This window comes from Actinomadura sp. GTD37 (assembly GCF_041951365.1).
Taxonomy (GTDB): Bacteria; Actinomycetota; Actinomycetes; order Streptosporangiales; family Streptosporangiaceae; genus Spirillospora.
On sequence record NZ_JBGNUS010000006.1, the window covers coordinates 85411 to 111104 of the forward strand.

At 74.5% G+C, this 25694-nt stretch carries 29 protein-coding genes; 17 read left to right on the plus strand and 12 right to left on the minus strand.

Annotation, left to right across the window (positions count from 1 at the left end; all coding sequences use genetic code 11):
- Positions 1-11: 11 nt before the first annotated feature.
- Both ACA511_RS27840 and ACA511_RS27845 read left to right on the plus strand, forming a co-directional pair.
- Positions 12-1406 carry a PLP-dependent aminotransferase family protein gene (locus ACA511_RS27840; RefSeq protein WP_375027581.1) on the plus strand — a complete coding sequence of 465 codons (1395 nt, stop codon included), beginning with the start codon at positions 12-14 and terminating at the stop codon, positions 1404-1406.
- Between the two features lie 71 nt (positions 1407-1477).
- Positions 1478-1876 (plus strand): VOC family protein, encoded by a 399-nt coding sequence (locus tag ACA511_RS27845; protein WP_375027582.1) that lies wholly within the window; start codon positions 1478-1480, stop codon positions 1874-1876.
- Positions 1877-1886: 10 nt separating this feature from the next.
- Here the strand turns inward: ACA511_RS27845 and ACA511_RS27850 are convergent, their stop codons facing one another.
- The 5 genes from ACA511_RS27850 to ACA511_RS27870 form a co-directional block, all read right to left on the minus strand.
- A complete protein-coding gene (locus tag ACA511_RS27850; RefSeq protein WP_375027583.1) occupies positions 1887-2459 on the minus strand; it encodes a TIGR03086 family metal-binding protein in 573 nt (190 codons plus the stop codon).
- Positions 2446-2928, minus strand: a complete 483-nt coding sequence (locus tag ACA511_RS27855; protein ID WP_375027584.1) for an SRPBCC family protein — start codon at positions 2926-2928, stop codon at positions 2446-2448. The genes ACA511_RS27850 and ACA511_RS27855 overlap by 14 nt, the downstream gene beginning before the upstream one ends.
- Positions 2861-3256 (minus strand): ArsR/SmtB family transcription factor, encoded by a 396-nt coding sequence (locus ACA511_RS27860; RefSeq protein ID WP_375027585.1) that lies wholly within the window; start codon positions 3254-3256, stop codon positions 2861-2863. The genes ACA511_RS27855 and ACA511_RS27860 overlap by 68 nt, the downstream gene beginning before the upstream one ends.
- A 104-nt stretch (positions 3257-3360) precedes the next feature.
- On the minus strand, positions 3361-3741 hold the full coding sequence (locus ACA511_RS27865; protein WP_375027586.1) for an SDR family NAD(P)-dependent oxidoreductase: 381 nt from the start codon (positions 3739-3741) through the stop codon (positions 3361-3363).
- A gap of 28 nt (positions 3742-3769) precedes the next feature.
- Complete coding sequence (locus ACA511_RS27870) at positions 3770-4210, minus strand: ATP-binding protein (protein ID WP_375027587.1); 441 nt, start codon at positions 4208-4210, stop codon at positions 3770-3772.
- A 184-nt stretch (positions 4211-4394) separates the two neighbouring features.
- Here ACA511_RS27870 and ACA511_RS27875 point away from each other — a divergent pair, with 184 nt between their 5' ends.
- A complete protein-coding gene (locus ACA511_RS27875; protein ID WP_375027588.1) occupies positions 4395-5249 on the plus strand; it encodes a helix-turn-helix domain-containing protein in 855 nt (284 codons plus the stop codon).
- On the plus strand, positions 5246-5461 hold the full coding sequence (locus ACA511_RS27880; RefSeq protein WP_375027589.1) for a DUF397 domain-containing protein: 216 nt from the start codon (positions 5246-5248) through the stop codon (positions 5459-5461). Before ACA511_RS27875 ends, ACA511_RS27880 begins: the two co-directional genes overlap by 4 nt.
- Before the next feature lie 72 nt (positions 5462-5533).
- Here the strand turns inward: ACA511_RS27880 and ACA511_RS27885 are convergent, their stop codons facing one another.
- Positions 5534-6136 (minus strand): TetR/AcrR family transcriptional regulator, encoded by a 603-nt coding sequence (locus ACA511_RS27885; RefSeq protein ID WP_375027590.1) that lies wholly within the window; start codon positions 6134-6136, stop codon positions 5534-5536.
- A 113-nt stretch (positions 6137-6249) separates the two neighbouring features.
- On the opposite strand from ACA511_RS27885, the gene ACA511_RS27890 reads away from it, so the two are divergent.
- The 3 genes from ACA511_RS27890 to ACA511_RS27900 all read left to right on the plus strand — a co-directional run bounded on the left by ACA511_RS27890 (position 6250) and on the right by ACA511_RS27900 (position 7367).
- Positions 6250-6624, plus strand: a complete 375-nt coding sequence (locus tag ACA511_RS27890; RefSeq protein WP_375027591.1) for an ester cyclase — start codon at positions 6250-6252, stop codon at positions 6622-6624.
- 87 nt (positions 6625-6711) lie between these two features.
- A complete protein-coding gene (locus tag ACA511_RS27895) occupies positions 6712-7125 on the plus strand; it encodes a VOC family protein (RefSeq protein ID WP_375027592.1) in 414 nt (137 codons plus the stop codon).
- A gap of 71 nt (positions 7126-7196) precedes the next feature.
- Positions 7197-7367: a hypothetical protein gene (locus tag ACA511_RS27900; RefSeq protein ID WP_375027593.1), complete on the plus strand. Its 171-nt coding sequence runs from the start codon at positions 7197-7199 to the stop codon at positions 7365-7367.
- Between the two features lie 37 nt (positions 7368-7404).
- On the opposite strand, the gene ACA511_RS27905 is transcribed toward ACA511_RS27900, so the two are convergent.
- On the minus strand, positions 7405-7563 hold the full coding sequence (locus ACA511_RS27905) for a hypothetical protein (protein WP_375027594.1): 159 nt from the start codon (positions 7561-7563) through the stop codon (positions 7405-7407).
- A 285-nt stretch (positions 7564-7848) separates the two neighbouring features.
- Here ACA511_RS27905 and ACA511_RS27910 point away from each other — a divergent pair, with 285 nt between their 5' ends.
- The gene (locus ACA511_RS27910; protein WP_375027595.1) at positions 7849-8220 is read left to right on the plus strand and encodes a VOC family protein; all 372 of its coding nucleotides are present in this window, start codon (positions 7849-7851) and stop codon (positions 8218-8220) included.
- Between the two features lie 13 nt (positions 8221-8233).
- On the opposite strand, the gene ACA511_RS27915 is transcribed toward ACA511_RS27910, so the two are convergent.
- Genes ACA511_RS27915 through ACA511_RS27925 form a run of 3 tightly spaced genes read right to left on the minus strand, consistent with a single transcriptional unit; the run spans position 8234 to position 11466 of the window.
- Complete coding sequence (locus ACA511_RS27915) at positions 8234-9190, minus strand: polyprenyl synthetase family protein (protein WP_375027596.1); 957 nt, start codon at positions 9188-9190, stop codon at positions 8234-8236.
- Complete coding sequence (locus ACA511_RS27920; RefSeq protein ID WP_375027597.1) at positions 9187-10797, minus strand: hypothetical protein; 1611 nt, start codon at positions 10795-10797, stop codon at positions 9187-9189. Before ACA511_RS27920 ends, ACA511_RS27915 begins: the two co-directional genes overlap by 4 nt.
- A 33-nt stretch (positions 10798-10830) precedes the next feature.
- On the minus strand, positions 10831-11466 hold the full coding sequence (locus ACA511_RS27925; protein WP_375027598.1) for a hypothetical protein: 636 nt from the start codon (positions 11464-11466) through the stop codon (positions 10831-10833).
- A gap of 307 nt (positions 11467-11773) precedes the next feature.
- Here ACA511_RS27925 and ACA511_RS27930 point away from each other — a divergent pair, with 307 nt between their 5' ends.
- From ACA511_RS27930 to ACA511_RS27970, 9 genes are all read left to right on the plus strand, one after another.
- Positions 11774-13243 (plus strand): PKD domain-containing protein, encoded by a 1470-nt coding sequence (locus ACA511_RS27930; RefSeq protein ID WP_375027599.1) that lies wholly within the window; start codon positions 11774-11776, stop codon positions 13241-13243.
- 95 nt (positions 13244-13338) lie between these two features.
- Entirely contained in the window at positions 13339-15372 is a 2034-nt protein-coding gene (locus ACA511_RS27935; protein WP_375027600.1) for an FAD-dependent oxidoreductase, read from the plus strand.
- Positions 15369-15929 carry a hypothetical protein gene (locus tag ACA511_RS27940; protein WP_375027601.1) on the plus strand — a complete coding sequence of 187 codons (561 nt, stop codon included), beginning with the start codon at positions 15369-15371 and terminating at the stop codon, positions 15927-15929. The genes ACA511_RS27935 and ACA511_RS27940 overlap by 4 nt, the downstream gene beginning before the upstream one ends.
- Positions 15926-17593 carry an AMP-binding protein gene (locus ACA511_RS27945; RefSeq protein WP_375027602.1) on the plus strand — a complete coding sequence of 556 codons (1668 nt, stop codon included), beginning with the start codon at positions 15926-15928 and terminating at the stop codon, positions 17591-17593. Before ACA511_RS27940 ends, ACA511_RS27945 begins: the two co-directional genes overlap by 4 nt.
- Positions 17590-18768 (plus strand): acyl-CoA dehydrogenase family protein, encoded by a 1179-nt coding sequence (locus tag ACA511_RS27950; protein ID WP_375027603.1) that lies wholly within the window; start codon positions 17590-17592, stop codon positions 18766-18768. The genes ACA511_RS27945 and ACA511_RS27950 overlap by 4 nt, the downstream gene beginning before the upstream one ends.
- Positions 18765-19913 (plus strand): SDR family oxidoreductase, encoded by a 1149-nt coding sequence (locus ACA511_RS27955; RefSeq protein WP_375027604.1) that lies wholly within the window; start codon positions 18765-18767, stop codon positions 19911-19913. The genes ACA511_RS27950 and ACA511_RS27955 overlap by 4 nt, the downstream gene beginning before the upstream one ends.
- Positions 19910-20869, plus strand: coding sequence for an NAD-dependent epimerase/dehydratase family protein (locus ACA511_RS27960; RefSeq protein WP_375027605.1), 960 nt, complete (start codon positions 19910-19912; stop codon positions 20867-20869). Before ACA511_RS27955 ends, ACA511_RS27960 begins: the two co-directional genes overlap by 4 nt.
- The gene (locus ACA511_RS27965; protein ID WP_375027606.1) at positions 20866-22374 is read left to right on the plus strand and encodes a PEP-utilizing enzyme; all 1509 of its coding nucleotides are present in this window, start codon (positions 20866-20868) and stop codon (positions 22372-22374) included. Before ACA511_RS27960 ends, ACA511_RS27965 begins: the two co-directional genes overlap by 4 nt.
- A complete protein-coding gene (locus ACA511_RS27970) occupies positions 22352-22609 on the plus strand; it encodes an acyl carrier protein (protein WP_375027607.1) in 258 nt (85 codons plus the stop codon). Before ACA511_RS27965 ends, ACA511_RS27970 begins: the two co-directional genes overlap by 23 nt.
- Here the strand turns inward: ACA511_RS27970 and ACA511_RS27975 are convergent.
- Both ACA511_RS27975 and ACA511_RS27980 read right to left on the minus strand, forming a co-directional pair.
- Positions 22596-23567: a PEP-utilizing enzyme gene (locus ACA511_RS27975; RefSeq protein WP_375027608.1), complete on the minus strand. Its 972-nt coding sequence runs from the start codon at positions 23565-23567 to the stop codon at positions 22596-22598. The genes ACA511_RS27970 and ACA511_RS27975 overlap by 14 nt on opposite strands.
- 39 nt (positions 23568-23606) lie before the next feature.
- Positions 23607-25694, minus strand: coding sequence for an MMPL family transporter (locus ACA511_RS27980; RefSeq protein ID WP_375027609.1), 2088 nt, complete (start codon positions 25692-25694; stop codon positions 23607-23609).

Sequence of the window (25694 nt, forward strand, 5' to 3'; positions counted from 1 at the left end):
GATCCGGTCCCATGCCGAAACATTGGGCCGGTTCCGTCGATCTCCATCTGGACGTCGACCGGGCCGGCGGCCGCCGGGCGGGGCTGGAGCACGCGCTGCGCGCCGCGATCGCGTCGGGGCGCCTCACTCCGGGCGGCGTCCTGCCGTCGACGCGGGCGCTCGCCGCGGAACTCGGCTTCTCGCGCGGCACCGTGACCGCCGCCTACGACCAGCTGATCGCCGAGGGGCACCTCGTCACCGTCCCCGGCTCGGGGACGCGCGTCGCGGCGACCGCCGCCGCCCGGGTCCCGGCGGCCGGGCCGGACGATTCCGGCATCCCCGACGAGCCGGTGCACGACCTGCGGCCGGGACGGCCCGACCTGGACATGTTCCCGGCGGCGGCGTGGCTGCGCTCGACCCGCCGCGTCCTGCCGTCCGCGCCGCCCGAGGCGCACGCGCTCGGCGACCCGCGCGGGCGTCCCGAACTGCGGGAGGCGCTCGCCGGGTACCTCGGGCGGGCACGGGGCGTCCAGGCCGACCCCGCGCGGATCGTGATCACGTCGGGGTACGCGCAGTCCCTCGGCCTGCTCGCCTCGGTGCTCGCCGGCGCGGGCCCCTTCGCGATGGAGGAACCGGGGCATTTCTTCCACCGCGCCGTCGTCGGCCGCGCCGGGCCCGGCATCGTCCCGCTGCCGGTGGACGACATGGGCGCCCGCCCCGAGGCGCTCGGCGAGGCGGGCGCGGCCGTGCTGACCCCGGCGCACCAGTACCCGTCCGGCGCGACCCTCCACCCGGAGCGGCGCCGCGCGTTCACCGCCTGGGCGCGCGAGACGGGCGCGGTCGTCATCGAGGACGACTACGACGGCGAGTTCCGCTACGACCGGCAGCCCGTCGGCGCCCTCCAGGGGACGGCTCCGGAGCACGTCGCCTACGGCGGCACGACGTCCAAGACCCTCGCCCCGGCGCTGCGCCTGGCCTGGCTGGTGCTGCCCGCGCGCCTGGTCGAGCCCGTCACCGAGGCCAAACGGCTCGCCGACGCCCATACGCAGTCGCTGGCGCAGCTCGTCCTCGCCGACCTCATCGGGACGCACGCGTTCGACCGGCACATCCGCGCCTCGCGGCTCCGGTACCGGCGCCGCCGCGACCTCCTCGTCGAGACGTTGCGCGCCCGCGTCCCCCGGGTGCGGGTGCGGGGCGTCGCGGCCGGGCTGCACGTCCTGGTCCTGCTCCCGCCCGGCGGCCCGGACGAGGACGAGGTCATGAGGCGTGCCGCGTCCGCCGGCCTCGCTCTCCTGCCGCTTCGCGACCACTGGCAGGACCCGGCGGGACGCCCGCAGGGCTTCATCATCGGGTACAGCACGCCGCTCGCCGCCGCGTACCGTCCGGCTCTGGACGCGTTGTGCGCCGTCCTCGGGACGCGGACCTAAGCCCTTCGTCGCAGTGCGCAGGGACCCATGGCCCGATGCTCGGGCGGCGTCCGGCCGCCTAGCGTGGGGCCATGGAGATCCCGGAGCACTACAGGTACTCGGTCATCCCGCACGCGATCGTCGACGGCGCGGCCGACGCCATCAAGTTCTACGCCGAGGCGTTCGGCGCCTCTGAGCTGTTCAGGCTCGACGGCGAGGACGGACGCATCGTCCACGCGGAGATCAGCGTCCAGGGGTCCACGCTCATGCTCGGCGACGCCGACGCCTCGTTCGTGCCGCCCGGTGTCGGCGGAACGTCGGTGATCCTGCACGTCTACGTCCCGGACGTGGACGCGCTGACCGACCGCGCCGCGTCCGCCGGAGCGGAGTTGCTCGCGGCTCCGGCGGACATGCCCTACGGCGCCCGCCAGTCCATGCTGCGCGACCCGTTCGGCCACGTGTGGATCTTCCTGACGCCCATCGCCGCCTGACCTCCGGGCCTCAGCGCCCCCGCCAGAACGGGTCCCGCCCGATGAAGCCGAGCATCCTGGCCTGGACGTCCGCGTCGGCGGGCACATCGATCCGGGGCCCGTACTGGCCGGAGGACCGCAGGACCTCCTCCATCTGCTCCATCCCGGCGAGAAGCCGGGCGCAGAAGGCGGGGTCGAGACGGTCGTCCTGGCCGGTGGCCCTGGCGAGGTCCCACGTGTGCATGAACACGTCGGCCGTGTAGAACTGGTCGATCGCGGGCGCCAGCGGCAGGGTGCCGATGTGCGGGTTCGTGAGCTTCCGGTCCGCCGTTCCGGGGTCGTCCAGCACCGCTTGGACGCCGTCGCAGTGGACCCGCCACGCCGCCACCGGGTCGTCGTCCGCGGACGGCCCGCGAGGAAGGTCGATGCCGGCGCCGGACGCCAGGAACGCCGGGAACCACTCGGTCAGGTGACGCACGACGTCGCGGGCGGCCCAGCCGTCGACCGGGGACGGCGCGTCCCAGGACGCGGTGCCGCGGACCCGGTCGGTGAACAGCCCGGCGACCTGCCGGTGCCGCTCGGCCGGAGTGTCAGACAGTGCCATCGGCGAGCATCCTCTCCAGCTTCGCGTACCCCTCGTTGACGCCGGTCTCCATGCCGCTGCGCAGCCAGGCGTCGCGGCCTTCGAAGCTGTCGACGAGCGACTGCGCGCGCAGCCGCGTGCGGCCGCCGCCGAGGTCCTCGAACCACAGCGTCTCCAGCGCGACGCTGTCGGGAGCGCCCTCGTAGGTGAAGGTCTGCACGATGCGGTGCGGCCGCACCTCGTGGAAGCAGCCGTGGAACCGGTGCTCCGTGCCGCCGCTCTCCGAGACGTACCGCCAGCTGCCGCCGGTGCGCGCGTCCCAGTGCTCGATGCGCGTCGTGATGGCGTCCGGGCCCACCCACCGGGCGAACAGCTCGGGGTCGGTGTGGGCGCGCAGCAGCTGCTCGGGCGTCGCCGCGAAGTCACGGGTCAGCACGATGACCGGCACCTTCGGATCGGCCTCGATGACCGTCTCCTCGGTCCTGTCCATGGTCGTCCTCCTCCATTCGCGCCAGGACGGCGTCGAGGCGGCTGTAGCGCTCCTCGGCGCGGCGCCGATGGCGCTCGATCCAGGTGTCCATCAGGTCGAAGGCCCGGGGTTCCAGGCGCACCGTCCGGGGCTGCGGCCCCGGCGGGCGGCTGACGAGCCCGGCGTCCTCCAGTACTCGCAGGTGCTTGTAGACGGCCTGCAGCGTCATCCGGTACGGCTCGGCGAGCCGGCTCACGGTCGCGTCGCCCTCCGAGAGCCGGGCCACCATGTCGCGCCGGGTCGGGTCCGCGAGCGCGGCGAAGACCCGCGACAGGTCGTCCGTGGTCATTCCCCCCACTTTCAACTTCGAGGTTGAAAGTGAGTCTAGGCTTGTATCGCGCGTCCGTCAACCGCTGGGTTTAAAGCCCAGGTTGATCTGGTGTCGGTGCCGTCTCAGGGCAGGTAGAGCCGGGCGAGGCGCACCCCGGACAGGACGTTGACCTCGAAGTACCGCCGCCACTCGGCGTCGTCGATCTCCAGGACCGGACGCGCCTCGAAGATGCCGAGGTTGTTGACCAGGATGTCGGCGTCCGGCACCGCGGCCGCGAGCGCCTCCGCGCCCTCCGCTGTGGCGACGTCCGCGGCGACGCCCTTGAGCGAGGCGTCCGGCAGTTCGTTCCGCAGCGCCCGCAACGCCTCCTCGACGCCGTCCGCGGAGCGGCCGTTGATCACTGTGGTGGCGCCGGACCGTGCCGGCCCCGCGGCGACGGCACGGCCGATGCCCTGCGTGGAGCCGCTCACGAAGGCGGTCCGTCCGGTGAGATCGATGCGCATGGGGCGGACGTTCCCGCCTGCGCGGCGATCAGCCGCGCGGGCTCCGAACACGCGCGGGGAAGTCGGCCCAGACGGTGGTGCGGACGCCGTCGGCACGGTGCCCCCACCGCTCCGCGAGCGCGGCGGCGATGTGCAGGCCGCGCCCGCTCTCGCCGTCCGCCGCGTCCCGCATGACCGGCCGCGCCCCGCCCGCCCCCTCGTCGGTGACCTCCGCCCGCAGCACCCCGCCGCCCGCCCACAGCGCGATGTCGATCTTCCCGCCCCGCCCGGACGCGGTGTGCCTGATGCCGTTCCCGGGGAACTCGCCCACGACGAGCGCCATGTCGTCCAGCAGTTCGTCACCGGGCGCCACGTGCTCCGGGACCAGCGTGTCCCGCAGAAAAAGCCGGGCATGCCGGACGGACCGCGCCACACCTGGCAACGTCAGCACGGCCAGCAGCCGCAGTTCTCCCGCCTCACGGGTGGTCATCGTGATTCCTCCTCCGAATGTCACCCGCAAAGGCTGATAGCCCTCCGTCACCGCATCAACACATTCCCGCGAGCTGAGAGGCATCCGCCGCGGGCCCATCGAAAAGCTGAAGTATCGAAGTCCGGATGTATGGAAGTTCGCCGAATCCGACCCGCTTCATTACGCGCGGTGACAAGCTGAGTGCATGACGTCAGACGACCGGTTGTCGTACCGGCGCCGCAAGATCGGCCAGGCGCTCCGCCGGTACCGCGAAGAACGCAACCTGACGCAGGACGCGGCGGCCCGCCTGGTCGAGCGCTCGCCGGCCACCCTCAGCGCATACGAGAACGGCCACCGCGCCGTCCGCCCCCGCGACCTCCGCCAGATCCTCGACCACTACGGCATCACCGACGCCCGCGAACGCGCCCGCCTCCTCGACCTCGCCGCCCAGGGCCGCAAGGACGGCTGGTGGCTCGGCTACCAGGAACGGACGGACCCGTTCATCGTCGACTACGCCTCCCTGGAAGGCGACGCCTCACGCATTCGATCGTTTGAGACGCAGTTGATACCGGGGCTTCTCCAGACTGAGGAGTACACCAAGGCCGTCTTCTCGGCATATGACTCGGTCCGGCCGGACTCACGAAAGGGCGGAGCTGCCAGCTTTCGAATGGCGCGTCAGCGCATCCTGGTGGACGCGCCGCCCCGAGTGAAGTGGATCATCGGCGAGATGGCGCTGCGTGCGCCCGTCGGCGGCAGGGAGGTGCTGAAGAGGCAGCTCAGGAAGGTATTGAATGTGACAACTGCTCCTCATCTGAGTCTGCAGGTACTGCCGCTCAACGTCGGCGCGCATCCGGGACTGGACGGGCCCTTCTCGATCCCCGATATCGGAACTGATGGTTCGACGAGCGTCGTCGCTGTTCACAGCCTTGTGCGCAGTTGGTTCATCGATGAAGCGACGAGCATTGGCTACTACGAGCGGGCATATGAGGCCCTTTCCTTCACTGCGCTCACCGAAACCGAATCCCGGAATCTCATCGAAGAGATAGTGTTCGGGCTATGAGCATCCAAAACTTCGGGGATGTGCAGTGGCGCAAGAGCAGCCGCAGTGCCGATCACGGGACCGACTGCGTGGAGGTAGCCGCAATCACGGTCCCTGACTGTGTCCTCACGCGGGACTCGAAGGATCCGGCCGGGCCGGTACTCGCGTTCGCGCAGGGAGAGTGGAGTGCGTTCCTGGACGGCGTGAAGCGCGGCGCGTTCGACCTCGCCTGACGAGGTGCGCGTCGAACTCGGAGACCAGGGGCGGTCATTGCGCTGTCGAACGGCCCGAAAGACGCGTGAGCGCTACCGGGGGCGTAGGCCGTCCAGGATGAGTCGGGTGAGGTGGGCCGCGCTTTCGTGGTCGGTCTCCGCGCCGGCGTGGCGGATTGCGGCGAACGCGCCGGCGACGAGGGCCATCACCTCGTCGGCGGTGGCGTCGGGGCGTGCGGTGCCGGCCGCGTGGGCGCGGGCCAGGAGGTCCGCGACGTGGCGGGTGAGGTCCGCCGCGACGTTCGGGGCGGCGGTGCGCAGGTCGAACTCGGCGGCGGCGAGTGCGCTCTTGACCGTTGCGTTCTCGGCGCCCGTCGCCACCATGCGGGACAGCAGCGCGAAGAGGGCCTCGGGGTCTCCGGTGGCGGCGAGCGCCTCCGCCTCCGCGATCAGCCCCTGAAGCATGTCGATCGCGACGGCCAGGTAGAGCGCGTCCTTGGTGGGGAAATGGCGGTGGACGGTGCCGGGGCCGACTCCCGCGCGCCGGGCGATCTCATCGAGGGAGACGCCGAGGCCGTCGCTCGCGAAGAGCCGCCGCGCCGTCCGCAGTACGCGTTCGCGGTTGCGGCGCGCGTCGGCGCGCAGCCCACGGTCGTTCCCGTGCACTGGCGGCGGCTGCTGAGGCTGGCTGGACATTCCGGCACCAGCATAACCGGGGCGGCGCACCGTATAGTGTGGAACGTAAGCGGGGCGGCACACCGGTTAGGGTCCGCCGCCGCTCGGCGTCTTGAGCGAAGGAGATCACGCCGATGACCACACGTGAGGACGCGAGCGCTCTGGTGCGGCGGATGCAGGAGTGCTTCAACAGCCGCCAGTTCGACCGGGCCGCCGAACTGCACACCCCCGGCTTCTTCAGCCATCCGCTCGGGGTCGCGGGGTTCGAGGCGGGCAAGAACGCCTGGCGGATGCTCGTCTCCCGCTTCCCCGGCATCCGGGTCGTGGCCGAGGACATCCTCGTGGACGGCGACAAGGCCGCCGTCCGCTCGTCCGTCGAGGGGATCGGGGGCGACGCGCGGCCCATGCTGTTCGAGATCTTCCGCATCGACGACGGCCGGTTCGCGGAGATGTGGGGGGCCAGTGCGGGCTTTCCGGCCTCGGCCGGCCCCGAGGACGTGGTCGGATGACACGAGGCCCGCACCCTGGCAAAAGGTGGCCGAACCGGTCAGGAATCGAGAAGCGCCGGTCCGCGGCCCGCGCCTAGCGTGATGGGCATGGACATCACCATTCACACGGCCTTCCTCCCGCACGAGGACCCGGAGGCATCCCTGGCCTTCTACCGCGACACGCTCGGCTTCGAGGTCCGCAACGACGTCGGGCAGGGCAAGATGCGCTGGATCACCGTCGGCCCCGCCGGGCAGCCCGGCACGTCCATCGTCCTGACGCCGCCGGCCGCCGACCCCGGCATCACCGACGACGAGCGCCGCACCATCGCCGAGATGATGGCCAAGGGCACCTACGGGATCATCGTCCTGGCCACCCCCGACCTCGACGGCGTCTTCGAGCAGGTGCAGGCGGGCGACGCCGAGGTCGTCCAGGAGCCGACCGAGCAGCCGTACGGCATCCGCGACTGCGCCTTCCGCGATCCCGCGGGCAACATGATCCGCATCAACGAGGTGCGGGGGTAGCCCGATGGCACGGGACGAGCGGGCGGGCGCAGGCCCGGCACGCCCGGAATCCGGACTGGTTCGACAACCCCATGGCCCGTCCCGACCGGGCGTCGATCGAACTGCCCGGAGAGGGGCCGAGGCCGGTGACGCCGCAGCGCCTCGACGGGACCGACCGCATCGCCGAAGCCCAGCCGCGCATCGCGAAGTACCAGAGCAAATCCGGGCGCCGGTACCCGGTCGTCCGCCTCACCGGGCGGTGACCCGCACGCCGGAGCCCAGCTCACCCTGGGTCGCGCCCTACTGCCAGGGCGGTGGTTGCGGCACGGCCCGGGGCAGCGCCCAGCCGGGCGGCTCGACGCCCTCGATGGCCAGGATCAATACGAAGACGCTGACCCCCGCGGGCGGGGAGGCCGAGAAGTAGATCGAGGAATCGGCCGCTCCGACGGACCGCCGCATGGCACCTCCGGGCATGTCGGCCCCGCTCTCACTGTGAGATGACGCCTAAACGCAGAGTGGCCCGGCCCGGGGACGAGAACAAGCCCGAATCGTCACCGGACCGGGTCACCGCGTCCACGGTGATGCGCCGCTCTTGCGCTGAAGCTCCCATGACCCTCCTCGCTCTCGTTCCTCGGTAACGTCCAGGGAAACCCCGCTCCGGCGGAGGCGGTCGCGGCCGGTGCGCGCGGCTTGGGCGGCCGGCTTTCCAGGCACGGGGTTCGGAGACGATGAAGGGGAGTGAGCATGGCCTGCCGGCTCAGTGAACTGGTGATCGACTGCCGGGATCCTGAAGCGCTCGCCGCGTTCTGGTGCGAGGTCCTGGGGTTCGTGGTGCTCGACCGGGAGGGGGACGCGGTCGAGATCGGGCCTCAGGAGGGGTTCGGCGGGCTCCAGCCGACGCTGCTCTTCGACCGCGCCGAGGAGCCGAAGACCGGCAAGCTGCGGATGCACTTCGACGTGAACGCCACCGACCGCGACCAGGCCGCCGAGCTCGAGCGGCTGCTGGCGCTGGGGGCGCGGCCGGCGGACGTCGGGCAGACGGGGGAGGAGAGCTGGGTCGTCCTGGCGGACCCGGAGGGCAACGAGTTCTGCCTCCTGCGCACCCGCCTGGCCTGACGGCGGCGACCGGTCACAGGCGGGCCTCGACCTTCGCCAGGATGGCGAGGATCGCCGTCCGCGCGTCCTCGCCGACGCCGTCCAGGGCGGCCCGCGCGCGGTCGAGGTGTTCGCTCGCCAGCCCCATCGCCTGGTCCAGGCCGCCGGACGACTGGACGAGCGAGCGCACGGCCGGCAGGTCGTCGGCGGTGAACTCCGGCGACAGCAGGAGCGCGGCGAGCGCACCCGAGTCGTCGGCGGCGAGGGCGGCCAGCGTGGGGGCGCCGAAGAGGCCCAGCATGTGGTCGGTGCCGATGGACTTGTCGAGTTCGCCCGGGGTGAGGTCGAGGCAGTCGTCGAGGACCTGGAAGGCGATCCCGAACTCGCGGCCGAACAGCGCCAGCGCCGCGACCTCCGGTTCGGGGCGGGCGGCCTCCGCGGCGCCCAGCAGGCAGGTCATCTGGAACAGGACGCCGGTCTTGCGCTCAGTGAGCTCCAGGTAGTCCTGGAGCGCGTAGCCGGTGTCGAAGGTCCGTTCGATGTCCAGCAGCTGGCCGTGGGCGAGTTCGCTCAGCGTGCGGCTGACCAGCATGTCGATCCCGGCGCCGAGCTCGGCCGACTCGGTTCCGGCCAGGGCGAAGGCGGCCAGGCCCGCGAGGGACGCCCGTTCGGGCCCGACGAGGGTGTGCGCGGTCGGCTGCCCGCGCCGCAGCGCCGCCCGGTCGGTCACGTCGTCGTGGATCAGCGACGCCAGGTGGACGAGTTCCACCAGGGCGCCCAGGCGGACCAGCCGGGACGGGTCCACGGGCGCGTCCCCGACGCACGCCGCGAGCAGGCCCGAGCGCAGGCTCTTGCCCGGGTTGGCGGCAAGCGCCGAGACCGGGCCCTGGAGGGACGGGCCGAGCCCTGCGGCCAGCTCGTCGACGCGCGCCAGGACTCGCGCGGGATAGTCCGGCTCCGCGCCGAGGGCCGGGCTCTGGACCGGGGTCACGAGGTCGGTTCCGGTGCCGTCTGCTTGAACGGCGCGTTCATCTCGATCCCGTCCGTCGCGGAGACGGCCTCGCGCACCCGGGCGTACACCACGGGGTTGTCCATGTACTCCTGGACTTGCTTTCTGTTCATTCCCAGAGTGGGGACGAGCGACTCGTCGTACATCGTGTAGGCGAGTTGCACCTCGGGGCCCGTCAGAACGTAACTCTGTGCGAGACCGCCGATGATGAACTCGGAGTCGTCCAGGTGTTCCTGGGTGACGACCTCCGCGGAGTCCGGGTCGGCGAGCACGTTCGCCATGAAGTCGTGGTACTTGGTGTAGTACTGGTCCGCGTATGCCGCCTCGGACCCATTACCGGTCTTGCCCTTCAAACGGTCCACGAGCTTCTGTGAGTTCACATAGGTGAGCTCGATCAGCAGCTTCCCCGTCGTGCTCTGCAGGAAGAACTCGTCGCGCACCTTGTCGGCGAGCGGGTTGTCCTCGGTCAGCGGCAGTGAGTAGTAGCTGCTCAGCGCCCCCAGGACGATGCACGCGGGCAGGACGATGGGCCGCACCTGGGTCTTGCCGTCGCCGCCAGCGAAGACGGCCGACCCGGAGTCGCCGGAGTCCAGGAAGAACTCGGTGTAGATCAGGTCGTTGTAGGGGATCGTGCCGATCGGCGTCCCCACGTTCGCCCGCACGCCGATCGCGATGATCACGCTGGAGGTGTAGCCGGTCGTCCGCCCGACCTTCTCGATGTTCATCCCCGGCTGGGGGTCGGCGAGCCCCAGCACCGGACCCGCGCAGGGCAGGGCGGACTCGGCCCGGGGCGCCGCCGTCTGGCCGAGCGGGAGGCGCACGTTGAGGGCGTCGAGCGTCGCGTCCATCCGGGTCAGCAGGCCGCCGCCGAAGTTGTCGCCCGCGGTGACCATGCCGACGACCGGGTGGGTGGCCGAGATCGGATCCATCAGATCCTTCGCGACCTCCAGGCTGTAGGCCTTCTGGTCGGTCAGCTGCGCGATCGCGCCGTCGACCCGCGTCCCCGTCGCGGGGATGGGCGCCCAGCGCTTCAGCTTCGCGATCGCGTCGGCCGCGGTGCCGCCGTCGTAGACGCCGGGCTGGACGATCGGCTCGCCCACCTTGCCGCGTCCCATGCGCGCGATCACGTGGTTGCAGGTCAGCAGGCACACGGTGTCGTCGGTGTTGTCGATCACGAAGAGGCCGAGGGTGCCGGCCGTATCGCCGTCGACGGGGTTGGAGATGCTGGCGCCCTGCAGCGGCGGACGCATCTTGTTCGTGATCTCGTCGCCGGGCGCCCGCGCCGTGACCCGCGTCGGGGCGAGGGCGGTCCGCGACCCGGACGAGAACGGGCCGGCCTGCTCGACGTCGACGTCGTAGGCGACGCCGTCGACCTCGACGGTGCGCGGCAGGAGGCGGCGTTGTGAGACGAGGGCCTCGCGGCGCTTCTTGGCGACCAGCACGACGACCGCGGGCCGGCCGGTCCACTCGCCGGCCCGGCGGCGGAAGCCGATCCCGACCCCGCTGACGTTCGGGTCGGCGCCGTAGGCGTCGAAGATCTGCTGCTTGGCGCGTTCCAGCCTGCTGTGGTCGTCCCCGCAGAGCTTCATGGTCCTCCGTCGTCAATTCCGGGGCGGGAGTCGTCAGTTCCGGGGGGAGATGGGCTGCGGCTGCCGGCCGAGCCGGTGCTGCCGGCCGAGCCCGCCGAGCCAGATCTCGGCCGCGCTGTCGTCGGCGGGGTCGAAGTGGGGCGAGAGCGTCGCCACGCCGAGCGCCGTGAACGCCAGGAGGTCCTTGCGCCCGGTGTCGTCGGCCTGCGCGGCGAGCCGTCCGATGCCCGCCAGCAGCCGGCCCTGCGGCGCGCCGAGCAGGCCCTGCGCGATCAGCGCGTCCGCGCCGGCCCAGGCCCGTGCGAGGCGCTTCGCGTCGAGCCTGCGCTCGGCCGCCCGCAGGCGGGCCGGTGTGGCGCGGGCCCTTCCGCGGCTGGACTCCCCGAAGCCGCGGAACTCGATCGGGTAGACCGCGCCCGCCAGCGCGGCCTGCAGCAGCATCTCCCGCCGCTGGTCGAGCGGTGCGGCCGCCGCGGCCGGAGCGCGGGCGCCCGGCGTGCTCGCTGCGGCCGGCCGGGCGGACGTGGCGAAGCCGGACCCGCCCAGCGTCGTCGCGGCGGCGACCGTGGCCGACCCGGCGACGGCCGTCTTGCCGAGGAACCCGCGGCGGGAGACCGGCGCGGACGGCTCTCCGGCAGCGGCCGGTGCGGTGTTCGCGGGGGAGTCCATCTGACCACCGTTTCGTAGCTGGACGATGTGCCGAGTTGATCAGCCAGGCGCACGCTAACCCGGAGATCGCTAAACATGTCGATCTTGGCCGGATCCGGCCAGCAGACGTGGAACAACGGCATTGACTGTCGAAACTTGACAATGGAGGGCGGGTCGATCGGTAGTAGTCGCCAAGCGCACCTTCCGCCGTTGACATCAAGATCGTCTTGTTGCGATCTTGAACCCGAACCTGGGGCGTTCGTACACGAGTGCGAGCGCCCTTCTCCTGGCTAGGGGGAAGTGCATGCGGCAACGCGGTCTTGTCATCGTGGGAACCTGCGTCGTCGCGTTCGCGGCGTCGTCGGCGGTGGCGCCGGCCGCGCCGGCCGCCGCGCCCGGCCGCTGGGTGGCGATGGGCGACTCCTACCAGTCCGGCGTCGGAACGGACGACTACGACGCCGCCAGCGGCGACTGCAAGCGGTCGAAGTGGGCGTACGCGCCGCTGCTCGACGAGGACGGTGTGCCCGGCGGCCCCTTCTCCTTCGTCGCCTGCGCCGGCGCCAAGATCAAGGAAGTCCGCGACGGCAAATCGGGTGAGGCGTCGCAGCTCAGCGCGCTCGGCAGCGATGTGTCCCATGTGACCATCGGCGTCTCCGGCAACGACATGGGGTTCTCCGGCGTCGTCAAGAGATGCGTCCTGCGGCTGAGCGACGAACCCTGCAATTACGCCGAGGAGGACGGCCTCAAGGCCGCCTTCGCCAAGCTCGACGCCGGCACCGAGCAGAGCACCAATCCGCTGCAGACGCTTCTCAAGGAGATTCAGGAGCGGGCCGCGGAAGCGGAGGTCTTCGTGCCGACCTACCCGAAGTTCTTTCCCGACGAGGGCGGATTCGACGGCACCGGCGGCCACGTCAGCAACAAGCGCTGCCAGAACATCCTGACCGTCGACCAGCTGTGGATGAACCAGTGGGCCCAGCGCCTCGACAACCTGATCGTCACCTCGGCCACCATGGTCGGTGCCGTGCCGATCGACCTCTACCACGCGACCGACGACCACGAGATCTGCCCGCCGGAGGGCAAGGAACGGTTCCTCAACGGGATCGTCCCGTTCGAACTCGGTGATTCGTTCCACCCGACCAGGGCGGGTTACGCCAACACCGCGTGCATCATCAAGGAGGCGTTCCTCCAGCCGACCGCCGCCCCGCGGCTGGCGGGCGACGGCGGAGTGACCCGGCGGGCGGACGACGTCACGGTCCAGCCGGGGCAGACGGTCCAGGTCCCGGTCACGCTGGCGGGCGGCGGCCTCGGGGCCGGGTTCGGCGCGAGCTGGACGGGCGGGGACGTCAAGATGCGGGTCCTGTCGCCGGACGGCCGGCAGGCGCCCCGTGCCGAGCAGCGCCGGAGCGGCGGCAAGCGAGGGCTCTACAACAGCGTGTACGTGCCCGGTGCGGCGGCGGGGGGCTGGAAGGTGGAGCTCACCGGAGGCGATCGCGCGGTCAAGGTCCGCGTGACCACGACCGAGCTCGCGCGGCCCAAGACCCCGCCGGTGGCGAAGGTGACCATGAAGCGGACCGGCCCGAAGACCGTCGTCCTGGACGCGTCCGGCTCGACCGGCTCGGCGGGCGGCGAGATCAAGCGCTACCTGTGGGAGTTCACCGACGGGACGTTCGCCACCGGCGCGAAGGTCACCCACGCCTTCGCCAAGCCGGGCACCTACGTCGTCGGTCTCGCGATCACCGGCGACGACGGCCAGCTGGGCTTCGGCAGCAGCGCGCCCGTCGAGGTCGCCGCCGAGTGATCTCCGCTTGAGGAACTCCCGGCGGAGACCGGCCCCGTCCACCGACCGATGACGGTCGCCCACACCCTGGAGATGCCCGTGACCTGGAGATGCCCGTGACCGAGCCGGTCGATGCGCTGGTCGTCGGCGGCGGCCCGGCGGGGGCCGCGGCCGCCGCCGCCCTCGCCCGCCGGGGCCTGCGGACGCTGCTGGCCGACGACCCCCGGCCGGGAACGCTCCACGACGTCCTGGTCAGCGGCCCCGCCCGGCACGCGCTGGAGACGCTCGGCGGATGGGACGACGCCCGCACGCGTCCGGCCGGGGAGCTCGACCTGTGGTTCGGCGCCCGCACCCGGCGCGTGATCGACGACGCCGGGATGGCCGTGTGCGATCGCGCCGGGCTGGTGGCCTCGCTGCGCGGCGCCGCCGAGGAGGCGGGCGCCGTCCTGCTGGCCGGCCGGGTCGCGGACGTGTGCCGCACCGACGGCGGCCACCGCGCGACGCTCGCCGACGGGACGACCGTCACCGCCCGGCATGTGGTGCTCGCGACCGGGCCCGGCCCGGCCCGCGAGCGGGCCGCGGACGCGGGCACGCGGTTGCAGTGCGCGCAGCGCTTCACCGGCGCCGCGCCCGGCGGGCGGATCGTGCTCCAGATGGTCACCCCCGCCGGCAACGACCCGAAGGCCCAGCCCTCCTGCGTCTGGGCCCTGCCCGGCTCCGGCGGGTTCACGATCTGCGTCACCGGCGGCGGCCCCGACGCGCAGGCCCTGATGGACCAGGCCGTCGCCGGGCTCGCCGAGGCCGACCCCCGGTTCGCGGGGGCCCGCCCGGACGGCCCGCTGTCCGCGGGCCCGGTCGACAGCGGCTTCGCCCCCGAGCACGCGGTGGACGACGGCCGCCTGGTCGCCGGCGACGCCGCCGGCCTCGTCAACCCGTTCACCGGCGAGGGGCTGAGCTACGCGGTGCAGAGCGGCCTGCTGGCCGCCGAGTCCATCGCCGGGCACCCGGACGACCCGGAGGCGGCGGCGCGCTCCTACGGCAGGGCGCTGACCCGGGCGTTCGTCGGCTACTTCGAGACCGCCCGGCACGCCGCCCGCCGCTACCACCTCGCCTGGCGGGTGCTCGCCGCGACCGCCGAGAGCGACCACCCGTTCTTCGCCAAGGGCCGCCGCGCCGTGCTGCTGCCCGAGGGCATCGCGGGCGTGACCGCCGCCGAGCCCCTCGATCCGGGCCCGCGCGAGTCGCTGGTGCTCCGGCCGTTCCTCGCGGGCTGCGACGAGGTGTCGGTCGCCTCCGTCCGGCGCGAGTGGCCGTTCATCGCGCGGATGCTCATCACCGGGGGCGGCCCCGTCCACCGCAGCCTCCGGCCGGCGGTGCTGCTGTGCGCCGGGCTCATGAGCGCCGGGGCGTTCCCCGACATCGGGCGCGCCACGACCGGCTCGGCCATCGAGCTCGCCTCGCTCGGCGGGCTGGCGTTCCTCGGCCCGGCGGCGCCGGCACGGCCCGGCGGGCGGGGCGTCGACTGGGGGTCGGCCACCACCGTCCTCGCCGGGGACTTCCTCCTCGCCCAGGCGTGCGCGCTGGTCGCCGAGCACGCGCCCGAGCTGTCGTGGTCGTTCTCCGACTGGCTCGCGGAGCTGACGGTGCTGCGGGCCCGGTACCTGGACGCGGCCCCGGGCACCTCGGCCACCGACGTGTTCGCCGCGATGTTCGAGTACCCGCTGCGCGCCGGGGCGCTGCTCGCCGACGCCCCCGCCGAGGCCGTCGGCCCGCTCCGCGAGTTCGGCCGGCACTGCGGCCGCTCCTTCGTCCACGCCGAGGACGTCCTGGCGCTGCGCGGCCTGCGCACCCGCCTGGACACCTCGCTCGCGGCGATGCTCGACGGGCGGGTGTCCGCCCTGCCCGAACTGCTCGGCACGCCCGACCTCACCGCCGCCCGGCTCGCCGCCGACGCGCGGCTCCACGGGGAGGCGCTCGCCGCGGCGGCCGCCGCGTGCCGGGAGGAGCTGGAACTCGCGCGGAAGGCCGCGGCCGAGGTGGCGGAGGAGATGCCCGCGCGCATCCTGCGCGGCTTCGCCGAGGCGATGGCCGCGCCGGCCCTGGACGCGCCCGTCCCCGGTCTGCCCGCTCCGGCCGGAACGCGTCCATGACGGACGCGTTCGAAGTGCTGCACGCGCTGTGCGTGAAGGGCATGGCCGGGGCGGCGTACCTGAGCCTGATGACCGGGAGGCCCGAGTCCGCCGTCCTGCCCGCGGCGCGGGACCACGTCGCGGCCGGCGCCGCGGTCTTCGTGGCCGCCCGCGAGGTGTGGCGGATCACCGAACCCGGACGATCGCGGCACGCCGCGGAGGTGCGCGCCGACCTCACACCCGCCGCCGCCGGGGCGCTGCGCGCCTGCCACGACCGGTTCGTCCCGCTCGACCACCGCGTCAAGGAGCTGTGCACCCGCTGGCAGCGCCGGGAGGCGGCCGCCGAGGCGGACGTCCGGGCGGAACTGGCGGACCTGCACCGGGACCTGCTCGCGGTGGCGGCGCGCATGGCCGGCACCCGGCCGCGCTACGCCAGGTACGCCGAGCGCCTCACCGCCGCGCGCGACCGGTTCGAGTCGGGGGACGCCAAGGCGCTGACGGGCGTGCTGTGCGATTCGTACCACGAGGTCTGGATGGAACTGCACCGCGACCTGCGGCTCACCCTGGACCTGCCATGACGACCGGGCTCCTGGACTGGCTCGACGCGCCCTCGGCGTCGGCGGGGCTGCGCTTCCTCGGCGACGACGGCGCGTGGGAGACCGTCCCGTACCCGGCGCTCGCCGGGCTCGTCCGCGCCACCGCCCGCGACCTGCGCGAACGCGGGCTCACCACGGGGCAGGTCGTCGTCATCCTGCGCCGGACCGGCCCCGGGTTCGCCGCCGCGTTCTTCGGCACCCTCGCCGCGGGCGGCACCCCCGCGCCGCTCGCGCCGCCCGCCGCCCTCGGCGACGCCCGCCGGTGGCGCGAGCACGCCGCCCATGTGATCGCCGAGTCCGGCGCGGCGCTCGTGCTCGCGGACCGGGACCTGGCCGGGGCCGCGGCCGCCGCCGGGCCCGCGTGCGCCGTCCTGGCGCCCGCGACCGCCCGCGACGCCCCGCCCGGATCGTGGACGCCGGCCGAGACGGCCCTCCTCCAGTTCACCTCGGGATCGCGCGGCAGGGTCCGCGGCGTCCGGGTGAGCCGGGGCAACCTGGAGGCCAACATCGCGATGATCGGGCGGCGCTGGGCCGGGCGGGCCGCCGGGACCGGCGTGCCCTGGCTGCCGCTGCACCACGACCTCGGGCTGATCTTCGGGCTGCTCACCCCGGTCGTGCGGGGCGAGCCGGTCGCGCTGATGCGGCCCGAGCAGTTCGTCCAGCAGCCGCTGCGCTGGCTGCGCGAGCACCACGGCCGGTCCGGCCTCGTCATGCTGATGCCGAACTTCGGCCTGGAGTACATCGTGCGGCGCGTCCGGCCCGAGCGGCTCGGCGGGCTGGACCTGTCCGGGGTCGAGGCGGTCGTCACCGGCGCCGAACGCGTGCGCCTCGACGCGGCCGCCGCGTTCCTGGACCTGCTGGGACCCTGCGGCCTGCGGCCGTCGGCGCTGCGGCCCGCCTACGGCCTGGCGGAGGCGACGCTCGGCGTCACCTGCGCGCCGCTGGGCCGTGCCGCGCGGGCCGTCGCGGTCGCCCCCGGGCCCCTCCGGATGGGGGAGCCGCTGCCGCTGCTCGGCTCCGCGGAGCTGTCCCCGCGCGCGCCCAGCGGCCCCGGGACCTGGCATGTGGGCTGCGGGACGCCGCTCGACGGGCTCGCGGTGCGGATCGTCGACGACGCCGGCCGCCGGCTCCCGGACGGGACCCTCGGCGAGATCACCGTGACCGGGCCCTCGGTGGCGCTGGGCCACACCAGCGAGCAGGAGGACCGGGCCACCCGGTTCGAGGACGGCGTGCTGCTCACCGGCGACGCGGGCTTCATGATCGACGGTGAGCTCTATGTCGTGGGCCGCATCGGCGACAGCCTCCAGGTGCGGGGCCGCAACGTGTACGTGGAGGACCTGGAGGCGGTCCTCACCGAGGAGGGCCTGCTCACCCGGCAGCGGACCGCGGTCCTCGCCGGGTACCTGGACGACGACCCGGTGGTGTGCGTGCTCACCGCCGCGCCGTCCGCCGAGGGCGTCGTCGCCTGCCTCGCCCCGCTGGTGGGCCCGGACGTGACCGTGCGGGTCGTGCGGGTGAAGGCCGGTGCGATCGAGCTGACCTCCAGCGGCAAGCCGCGCCGCCGCGCCATGTGGCGGAAGCTGCTCGCGGGGGAGATCGACGGCCCGCTGCTGGCCTCCTCCGAGCCCGCGGAGGCCCGGCGGTGACCCCGCCGCTCTACTCGTCCGGTCTCAGCGGCCCGCACGTGGACGCCTTCCGGAACCGGGTCCGCGCCGCCGTCCGGGACGGGATCATGCCGCTGGTGCCCGCGGCCGAGGAGGCGGGCGAGTTCCCCCGCGCGGCCCTGGCCGCGCTGGGCGGCGCCGGGCTGATCCGGGAGCGCTGGACGCCGCTCCCGGGCGGCGATCCCGGCCGCGCCGCGATCCTGGCGGAGGAACTGGCCCGCGCGGGCGGCGTCGGCGTCGGCGTGGGCGTCGTCGTGGAGACCGTGGGCGCGGCCCTCGCCCGCTACGGCCGGTCCGACCTGCTCGCGGACACGCTGGAGGGCGTCCTCGCCGGCGACCTGGTCGGCTGCTTCGGCGCCTCCGAGCCCGCCGGCGGCTCGGACATCAACGGCATCGGCACCACGGCCGTGCGGGACGGGGCCGGCTGGCGCGTGCGCGGCGAGAAGAAGTACCTGTCGCTGGGCCGCGCCGCCGACTTCGCCCTCGTCCTGTGCCGGACGGGCGGCTCGGGGCTCGCCGCGCTCAGCCTGGTCCGCGTCCCCGCCGAGGGACTGCGCGAGGTCAAGCGGCTGGCCAAGCTGGGCGCCGCGTCGCTGGAGACCACGTGGACGGCGATCGACGCGTGGGTGCCGGACGAGGCCGTGCTGGGCCGTCCCGGGCTGGGCCTGACCGTGGCGACCTGGGCGCTGAGCCACGAGCGGATGGCCGTCGCCGCGCACGCCGCCGGCGTGTGCGAGCTGGCGATCGGGCTCGCCTGCGCCCACCTGCACCGCCGCCGGCAGTTCGGCCGGCCGCTGATCGAGCACCAGGCGCTCCGGCTGCGGCTGGCGCAGCTCCAGGCCGAGCTGGTCGTGCTGCGCTCCGGCGTGCACGGCGCCGCCGCGACCGCGTTCCAGCCGGGCGGCGCCGGGGCGCGGGAGGCGGCCGCGCTGAAGGTCACCGCCGTCCGGCTCGCCGAGCGGACGGTCACCGAGTGCATGCACCTGTTCGGCGGGATGGGCTACCTGGAGGACGAGACCCCCATGGCGCGGATGTGGCGCGACGTCCGGATCGGCCGGGTCGGCGGCGGGACCGACGAGATGATGTGGGAGATGGTGGCGTCCGGCCTCGTCCCCGACTTCGCCGCCTACGACGCCACCGTCGGGGACGGCACGTGAGGCTGCTGGTGGCGGGCGCCACCGGCCAGCTCGGCGCCGGCCTGCTGGAGACGATGGCGGACGAGGGCTGCACCATGGTCCCGCTCCTGCGCGTCCCGGCGGGGGGACGCCGGACGGGACGGCTCGGGCCGCACGACCCGGCGCTGGTCGGCGAGCCCGTGCACGGCGACGTCCGGTCGCCCCGCTGGGGCCTCGGCGAGGCCGCGGTGCGGCGGCTCGCCCGCGAGGCCGACGCCGTCGTCAACCTGGCCGGCGAGACCGACTGGGCCGGACGCGCCGGCGACCTCTACACCACCCACGTGCTGGGCGCCGAGCACGGATACCTGCTGGCGCGCGAGCTCGCCGCGCTGTCCGGCCGCCGCGTCCCCTACGTGTACGCCGGCTCGGCCTACGCGGCGGGCGGCGCGGTCGGCGAGATCGCCGAGCTGCCCTACCCGCGCCGCGCCGACCGGACGGTCTACGAGCAGGCCAAGTGGCTCGCGGAGCGGTCCCTGGCGGAGCTCGCGGCCGAGGACGCGCCGCTGCTGATCCTCCGGGTGTGCGCGCTGGTCGGCAGCGCCGCGACGGGACGGACGCTGCGCCGCAACTCCCTCTACATGCTCGCGGACCGCTGGGACGACCTGCCCGGCGGCGTCCTGCCCGCCATGCCCGCCGCCCGCGTCGACGCGCTGCCCAGGGACGTGGCCGCGCGGACGCTGCTGCGCGCGGTGCGCCGCCTCGCCGAAGCGCCGGACGCGGGACGGCCGGGCTGGGCGCCGCCGGACGCCGGGCCGCTGATCTGCCACCTCGGCCTGGGCGAGTCGGCCCCCAGCGTCCGGGGCCTGCTCGACGCGGCGTTCACCGCCGATCCCGAGCGGTTCCGCCGCCCCCCGCGCGTCGTCTCCGTGACGGCCCGGCAGATCGTCTGGACCAGCCAGAACGCCCACCGCTTCCTCCCGCTGGCGCCGGCGGCGCGCAACGCGCTGATCGGGCTGCGCTACGTCGGGCTGGACCGCGTCTTCGCCCGTCCCAGGCTGGCGGCGCTGCTCGGCGGGGACCTGCCGAGCACCGACCTCGGCCTGCTCGCGGGCCTGCTGTTCGGCGCGCCGCCGCGGCGGCTCGACATCCCGGACGCGGGCGGCTCGATGGCGAGGTTCCCCGGATGAAGATCCTGGTCGTCGGGGCCTCGGGGTATCTGGGCGGCGCCGTCTGCGCGCGCCTGGAACGGGCCGGGCACGAGGTCATCGGCCTCAGCCGCTCCGGCGGCGGGCCCGCGCGGCGCTCCCTGCGCGGCGATGTGACCCGCCCGTCCCTCGCGCTCTCGGGCGAGGCGCTCGACGAGGTCAGGGCCGAGGCGACCCACATCGTGACCGCCTTCGGCAGCGTCGAGTGGGACGCCGGGCCGGAGGAGGCCCTGGACCTGCACGCCGCCGGGGTCCGCAACGTCCTCGCGCTGGCGCGCGGCTGCGACCGCTTCGCCGGCCTCGTCCACGTCTCGTCGGTCCTCGCGCTCGGCCGGGCGTCCGGGAGGGTCGGGAACCGCGAGCTGTACGTCGGCCAGACCTTCCGCAACTGGTACGAGTACGGGAAGTACGTCGCCGAGGGCCTCGTGCGGGCGGCGCGGGACGTGCCGTCCACGAACGTGCGGTTCGGCCCGCTGCTGGGCGTCCCCGCGCCGCCGGGCGCCCTGTCGGCGCGGCACGGGCTGCTCGCCGCCGTGCGCCCGATGCTCCAGGGGTACCCCGTCCACCTGCGCGGGGGAGGGGAGTTCCCGTGCTACCCGGGCGAGGTGGCGGCCGCGGCGGAGGTCGTCGGCCGCGCCGTCGAGGCGCCCGCCACGGGCGGGACCTGGACCTGGTTCGACCCCGACGACCCGTCGCTGGCGGAGGTGCTGCGGGCGCTGTGCCGCCCCCTCGGACGCGTCCCGCGCATCGTCGACAGCACGGCCATGGGCCGCCTGCAGCGCGCGCTCGCGTCCCGCGCCGGGGTGCCGCAGGCCCTGCTCGGCTACTCCGAGCCGTGGTTCGACCTGGACCCGGCCGTGCTGGACGCCGTCCCCGGCGGCCCGCCGCGCTGCCCGCCCGGATACCTGGAGGCGACGGGCCGGGAGGTCTTCGCGTGACCACCCGCTTCCCGCCCATCGACACCGACCCGCACCCGGCGTTCCCCGTCTACAGCGCCGGGAACTTCGGCGAGGTCGCGCCGCAGCGGATCTCACCGGTGTCCTGGTCGCTGGTCGGCACGCCCATGGAGCGCGCGACCCGCCGCCTCGCCGCGCGCTGCTTCGGGGAACGCCCCTGGGCGCAGGGCGGCCACTACGTGTTCCTCGGCTACTTCGCGTGCAAGCCGTACCACAACCTGTCCGCGTACACGCGGCTGGCGAGCCGGCTGCCCCTGGTCACCCCCGAGGACGTCACCGCCGCCTACTTCGAGGGGACCAGCCCGCCGCGGCTCGGGCGGGCGCGGGAGGGAGGGCTGGGCCGGGCGGCCGCGCTGCCGCGGCTGATCCGCGAGCTGACCCGGCTCGGCCCGGCGCTGCAACGGCTGGAGGAGGAGGTCGCCGACCTGGAACTGCTCGCCCGCGGCGCCGTGTCGCTGGGCGGCGAGGCGGGCCTGGTCGAGGTCCTGGCGCGCGCGGCCCCCGTCCTGGACGACGCCTGGGACGCCCACATCGTCGCCACCACCGGCCTCGTGCCGCTGACCGCCGTGCAGCGGCGGGTCAACGGGCTGATCGTCCCGCACGCCGAGACCGTCACGCCGTGGCTGAACCGCCCCGCGGAACTGGTGTGGGACCGGCTGCACGCCTTCTCCGGCGACCTCGCGCCCGGCGAGTTCCTCGGCACGTCCTTCTACGAGGTGGCCGAGGACCGGGCGCCGTGGTCCCGGTTCGGCGTCCGGCGCCGCGCCGAGCCCGTCGCCGGCCGCCCGGACGCCGACCCCGTCGTCGACCCGGCCGAGGCCGCGCTCGGCATGCTGGGACCGCGCCGCCGCCGCGCGGCCGGCGCCCTCGCCCGCGTCGTGGCGGAGATGATGGCGTCCAGGGAGCACTCGAAGTCGCTGGTCATGCGGGTGCTGCACGTCCACCGCAGGGTCCTGCCGGAGCTGGCCGGGCACTGGCCGCTCGACGACGCGGACTGGCCCTACCTCACGATCGAGGAGCTTCGCCGCCTGCACCGCGCGCCCGGCCTCGCCGACCGTGCGGCGGAACGTGCGGCGGAACGCGCGGCGGCCTGCGCCGAGGCGGTGGACGCGCCGATGCCCGAGCGCCTCGACTTCTCCGCCGGCGGGCGGCGGGGGCGGGCGGCCGCCCCGGCGGCGGGCAGCGGCGTGTCGCCCGGCCGCGTGACCGGGGTGGTGGTGCACCCGCCCGCCGACGACATCCCGGACGACCGCCCCGCGATCCTGGTCTGCGAGTCGGCGGACGCCGACGCCGCCCCGCTGCTCGGACTGGTCGGCGGGGTCGTCACCGCGCGCGGCAGCGCGCTGTCCCACATCGCCATCCTGGCCCGGGAGCACCGGATCCCGGCCGTGGTCGGCCACCCCGGGGTCTCCGCGCTGCGCCCCGGCGACGTGATCACCATCGACGGCACGACGGGAGAGGTCCATGCCGAGCCCACCTTCACCTGATGAGTTCCTCACCGTCCTGGAGGACGCCTACGAGGCCGCCAAGCGGATCCGGCGCACCCTCCGCATGGAGGACGACATCACGCGGGGGCTGGGGCTCGACTCCCTCGACGCCATGGAACTGATCCTCGTCCTGGAGCACACCTACGGCGCGTCGCTGATCGACGCGCCCGCCATCGCGGACGTCGAGACCGTGGGCGACCTGTACGAGCTGCTCGTCCTGCTCACCGGCCGGTGACGCTGACCACGCCGCGGGCGCCGTCGACCTCGACGCGCATCCCGGTGCGCAGCCGGGCGAGTGCGTCCCCGACGCCGGTGACGCACGGCACCCCGAGTTCGCGGGCGACGATGGCGGCATGGCAGAGGCTCCCGCCGGCGGTGGTGACCACGGCGGCCGCCTCCGCCATGAACGGCACCCACTCCGGGTCGGTGCCCGCGATCACCAGGACCGATCCGGGGCGCCACGACGGATCGCCCGGATCGGACGCGCAGACGACCGTCCCCTCCGCCACGCCCGGAGCCGCGGGGACGCCGGTGAGCGGCCCGCCGGCGGCGGCGGGCTCCGGCACCGGCCGGGTGACCGGCCTGTACTGCACCCAGGTCAGGCCCGAGTCCAGCACGGCGAACTCCAGATCGGCCACGGCCCCCAGCGTGCGCTGCACGCCGAGGCAGGCCCGGCCGGCCGGCCCGGCTCCGCTCCCGGCCGTCCACTCCTCGGCGGCGCCGGACGCCCACTCCAGCCGGCCGGCCTCCAGGTCCCGCCCGATCCACACCCCGGACTCCCGGGGCGGCTCGTACCGCTGGAGCACGACCGCGACCTCGACGTCCCGGACGGACAGGCCCGCCCTCGCCTGGTAGGCCCGGACGCGCTCGCCCGCCCCCGACCCCGCGACCCGGGCGATGGCCGCCGGGAGGCCGCCGAAGCCGACCCCCAGTTCGGTGCGGAACAGCCCGGCGAAGGAGTGGACCGGGTCGTCCTCGACGGAGGCGGAGCTGCGGACGGCCCACAGGCCGGGCCCGGCGAGCCCGCTCAGATCCGCCGCGCCCGGCCCGGCCGCGGCCGGGCCGGCGGGGAGCACCCAGGTCGCGGGGACGCGGAACCCGTGGCGCCGCAGCACGGCGAGCCCCCGCGCCTTGCCGCCCACCGCCGTCCGCGCGTCCTCGGGGTCCACGTCGCAGAGCATGAGCGGCTTCACGGGACGGACGATACGCCGTCCCGGTGATCGGGCTTCCGCTCAGGGGCGCTCCAGGGCCACCTTCGGGAGGCGCCTGGCGAGGGGCGCGGGGAGCCACCAGGCGTGCCGGCCGAGGAGCTGCATGACGGCCGGGACGATCAGGCAGCGGATGACCACCGCGTCCAGGAGGACGGCCACCGCGAGGCCCAGGCCGAACTGCTGGAGCATGCGGTCCGGGCTCAGGACGAACGCCGCGAACACGACGATCATGATGGCGGCGGCGGCCGTGATGACCTTGCCGGTGGCGGCCAGGCCCTCGCGGACGGCGAGCGACGGGTCCCGCGTGCGCTCCCATTCCTCGTGGATGCGGGAGACGAGGAAGACCTCGTAGTCCATGGAGAGCCCGAACACGATCGCGAAGATCATCACGGGGATGAACGCCTCGACGGGGCCGCTCTGCGCGCCGAACCGGCCGTCCTGGAAGACCAGCGTGACCGCGCCGAGCGCGGCCGAGATCGACAGCAGGTTGAGCAGCGCCGCCTTGACCGGGATCAGCACCGAGCGGAACACGACCATCAGCAGGAGGGCCGACATGCCGACGACGATCGCGACGAACAGGGGCATGCGCGCCGAAACCGCGTCGGAGAAGTCCTGGGCGGCGGCGGTCGGGCCGCCGACCAGGTACTCGACGCCGGTGCGGGCCGACAGCGACGGCAGCACGTCGTCGCGCAGCTCGTGGACGAGGTCGGCGGTGGCCTCGTCCTGCGGCGCGGTGGCCGGGTAGGCGATGACGGCCGACACCGCGCCGTCCCGGGAGGGGACGGGCGGCGTCGCGGCGGCGATGCCCTCGGTCTGGGCGAGGGCCGAGCGGAGCGGCCCCGCGTCGCCCTTGGCCACCACGACGAGCGGGCCGTTGAAGCCGGGGCCGAAACCCTTCGCGAGGAGGTCGTAGGCCTGCCGGCCGGTGCTGGACGGGGCGTCGTTGCCCGCGTCGGCGAAGCCGAGGCGCATGTTCAGCGCGGGCGCCGACAGGGCGAGCAGCGCGAGGACGGCGGCGAGCAGCGCCGGGACGGGGCGCCGCTGGACGGCCGAGGCCAGCCGGTGCCACCGGCTCTCGCCCGGCCGCGCCTTCGCGGCGCGCTTGAGCACCTGCCGCCGGATGCGGCCCCCGAAGACGCCGAGGAGGGCCGGCAGCAGCGTCAGGGACGCCGCCATGGTGACCAGGACGGTCAGCGCCACGGCGAGCGCCACGCCCTGGAGCGAGCCGAGCCCGAGCGCGATCAGGCCGAGCAGCGCGATGATGACGGTGCAGCCGGCGAAGAAGACGGTGCGCCCGGCGGCGTCCAGAGCCCGTCGGGCGGCGGCGGCCGGGTCGGCGCCGTCCCGGAGCTCCTGCCGGTAGCGGTAGAAGATCAGCAGCGCGTAGTCGACGCCGACGCCGAGGCCGATCAGCATCATGATCGGCGGGGTGAAGTCGGCGACCGTGAACGCGTGCGAGGCCAGCGCGATCAGCCCGACCGCGCCGCCGACCGCGAACAGGGCGGTGACGAGGGGGAGCGCGGCGGCGACGAGCGAGCCGAACAGGAGCACGAGGATCACCAGGGCCGCGAGCATGCCCGCGCCCTCGGCCCCGCCTCCCCCGCCCTCCTCGGCGCCGCGCACGGGATCGCCGCCGAGCTCGATCCGCAGGCCGTCCCCGGACGCCGCCCGCGCGGTCTCGATGATCTCGGTGACGTGCTCCTCCGGGACGTCCTGCGCCGCGGCGCCGAGGGTGACGGTGGCGTAGCCGATACCGCCGGACTCCGACACCGACAGCTCGCCGACGTCCGCGACCGAGGGCAGTCCGCGGACCTCGGCGAGCACGGCCGCGATCTCCCGGCGGTCGCCGGCCAGGCCGCGCGCGTCCTCGGCGACGATCTGGACGGTGGCGCCCGCCTGCCGGGAGCCGTGCTCGGCCATCAGGTCGGCGGCGGCCTGCGAATCGGTGCCGGGCAGCGCGAAGTCGTTGTGGTAGGCGCTGCCGGCGGCCTGCGAGCCGACCGTGACCGCCGCGACGACGGCGACCCAGAGGAGGAGCGCGGCCCGGCGGTGGCGCTGCGACCAGGCGGCCAGCCGGCCGAACCGGCCGGTGGGAACGGGGAGCGACAC

Coding starts and splice junctions, on each gene's coding strand:
- ACA511_RS27840 (WP_375027581.1), top strand. CDS start 12: ATGCCGAAACATTGGGCCGGTTCCGTCGATCTCCATCTGGACGTCGAC.
- ACA511_RS27845 (WP_375027582.1), top strand. CDS start 1,478: ATGGAGATCCCGGAGCACTACAGGTACTCGGTCATCCCGCACGCGATC.
- ACA511_RS27850 (WP_375027583.1), bottom strand. CDS start 2,459: ATGGCACTGTCTGACACTCCGGCCGAGCGGCACCGGCAGGTCGCCGGG.
- ACA511_RS27855 (WP_375027584.1), bottom strand. CDS start 2,928: ATGGACAGGACCGAGGAGACGGTCATCGAGGCCGATCCGAAGGTGCCG.
- ACA511_RS27860 (WP_375027585.1), bottom strand. CDS start 3,256: ATGACCACGGACGACCTGTCGCGGGTCTTCGCCGCGCTCGCGGACCCG.
- ACA511_RS27865 (WP_375027586.1), bottom strand. CDS start 3,741: ATGCGCATCGATCTCACCGGACGGACCGCCTTCGTGAGCGGCTCCACG.
- ACA511_RS27870 (WP_375027587.1), bottom strand. CDS start 4,210: ATGACCACCCGTGAGGCGGGAGAACTGCGGCTGCTGGCCGTGCTGACG.
- ACA511_RS27875 (WP_375027588.1), top strand. CDS start 4,395: ATGACGTCAGACGACCGGTTGTCGTACCGGCGCCGCAAGATCGGCCAG.
- ACA511_RS27880 (WP_375027589.1), top strand. CDS start 5,246: ATGAGCATCCAAAACTTCGGGGATGTGCAGTGGCGCAAGAGCAGCCGC.
- ACA511_RS27885 (WP_375027590.1), bottom strand. CDS start 6,136: ATGTCCAGCCAGCCTCAGCAGCCGCCGCCAGTGCACGGGAACGACCGT.
- ACA511_RS27890 (WP_375027591.1), top strand. CDS start 6,250: ATGACCACACGTGAGGACGCGAGCGCTCTGGTGCGGCGGATGCAGGAG.
- ACA511_RS27895 (WP_375027592.1), top strand. CDS start 6,712: ATGGACATCACCATTCACACGGCCTTCCTCCCGCACGAGGACCCGGAG.
- ACA511_RS27900 (WP_375027593.1), top strand. CDS start 7,197: ATGGCCCGTCCCGACCGGGCGTCGATCGAACTGCCCGGAGAGGGGCCG.
- ACA511_RS27905 (WP_375027594.1), bottom strand. CDS start 7,563: ATGCGGCGGTCCGTCGGAGCGGCCGATTCCTCGATCTACTTCTCGGCC.
- ACA511_RS27910 (WP_375027595.1), top strand. CDS start 7,849: ATGGCCTGCCGGCTCAGTGAACTGGTGATCGACTGCCGGGATCCTGAA.
- ACA511_RS27920 (WP_375027597.1), bottom strand. CDS start 10,797: ATGAAGCTCTGCGGGGACGACCACAGCAGGCTGGAACGCGCCAAGCAG.
- ACA511_RS27925 (WP_375027598.1), bottom strand. CDS start 11,466: ATGGACTCCCCCGCGAACACCGCACCGGCCGCTGCCGGAGAGCCGTCC.
- ACA511_RS27940 (WP_375027601.1), top strand. CDS start 15,369: ATGACGGACGCGTTCGAAGTGCTGCACGCGCTGTGCGTGAAGGGCATG.
- ACA511_RS27945 (WP_375027602.1), top strand. CDS start 15,926: ATGACGACCGGGCTCCTGGACTGGCTCGACGCGCCCTCGGCGTCGGCG.
- ACA511_RS27960 (WP_375027605.1), top strand. CDS start 19,910: ATGAAGATCCTGGTCGTCGGGGCCTCGGGGTATCTGGGCGGCGCCGTC.
- ACA511_RS27970 (WP_375027607.1), top strand. CDS start 22,352: ATGCCGAGCCCACCTTCACCTGATGAGTTCCTCACCGTCCTGGAGGAC.